Annotated in this window: 1 protein-coding gene; it reads left to right on the top strand. The window is 66.6% G+C overall.

Going from position 1 to position 1186, the window contains the following annotated elements:
- On the top strand, positions 1–877 hold an 877-nt coding region (locus ON39_RS05235; protein ID WP_040731626.1), incomplete at its 5' end, for a MinD/ParA family ATP-binding protein.
- Between the last annotated feature and the right edge of the window lie 309 nt (positions 878–1186).

Below are 1186 nucleotides of genomic sequence, written 5' to 3'. Positions count from 1 at the left end.
CAGCGGCTGGCGCAAGGCCGTGCATCACGTGTCCGGCGGCGCGATCAATCCGGGGCTGTCCGCGGAGGAGCTGCGACTACAGGAGTTGGTCGCGCGGATCAGGCAGCCGGTGCGCGGCGACTATCGGATCGCGACGCTCTCGCTGAAGGGCGGCGTCGGAAAGACCACCACCACAATGGGTATCGGGTCGATCTTCGCGTCCATCCGAGGCGACCGGGTGATCGCGGTGGACGCCAACCCCGACTTCGGCACCCTGTCGCAGCGGGTGCCGTTGCAGACCAGGTCCACCGTGCGCGACCTGCTGCTCGACCCGTCGATCCAGCGCTACTCGGACGTGCGCAGGCACACCTCGCAGGCCACGAGCCGACTGGAAGTGCTTGCCAGCGAACGCGATCCGGCGGCGTCGGAGGCGTTCAGCGAGGAGGAGTACCGCGCGGTCGCCCGCATCCTGCAGCGCTTCTACAACATCATCCTGACCGATTGCGGCACCGGCCTCATGCACTCGGCGATGTCGGGCGTGCTAGACCTGGCGCACTCGCTGGTGCTCATCTCCTCCCCCGCGATCGACGGAGCCCGCAGCGCCGCCGCAACCCTCGACTGGCTGTCACTGCACGGCCACGATCACCTGGTCCGCAACGCGGTAGTGGTGATCAACTCCCCACGCGCGGGTTCCCCGAACGTCGGCATCCAGCAGCTACGAGAATACTTCCTCTCCCGCTGCCGCGCCGTGCACATCATCCCCTTCGACCCCCACATGTCCGAAGGCGCCGAAATCGACCTCCACCGCCTCCACAAACACACCAAACGCGCCTACGTAGAACTCGCCGCCACCATCGCCGACGATTTCGCCACCGACCACCGCCGCCACCACCCCTAAACAACCGTCACGTGACGCAACCAATCCCCCACCCCCGCACCCCCTCTCGGGCCACGCACTCGGAATAGAACCCCAAACTCAGTGCAACTCCCGAGAGACAGTGCAGCGTCGTAGGCGACTGCCCGCGGGGACGTCGCAGACGAGACCGCTCTAGGCATCGGCGCGCACGCCAAGCGTCATCAACCGCGCAACCCAATAGATCCCGCACCATCTCTCGGGCCACGCACTCGGAATAGAGCCCTAAAGTCGGTGCAACTCCCGAGTGAGAGTGCGGCATCGCGGGCGACCGCCTGCGAGGATGTCGCAGAC

The organism is Nocardia tenerifensis NBRC 101015, assembly GCF_000308715.1.
Lineage (GTDB): Bacteria > Actinomycetota > Actinomycetes > Mycobacteriales > Mycobacteriaceae > Nocardia > Nocardia tenerifensis.
Note: the sequence above shows the minus strand (reverse complement) of the source record. Positions and strands in the feature narration are given on the sequence as shown.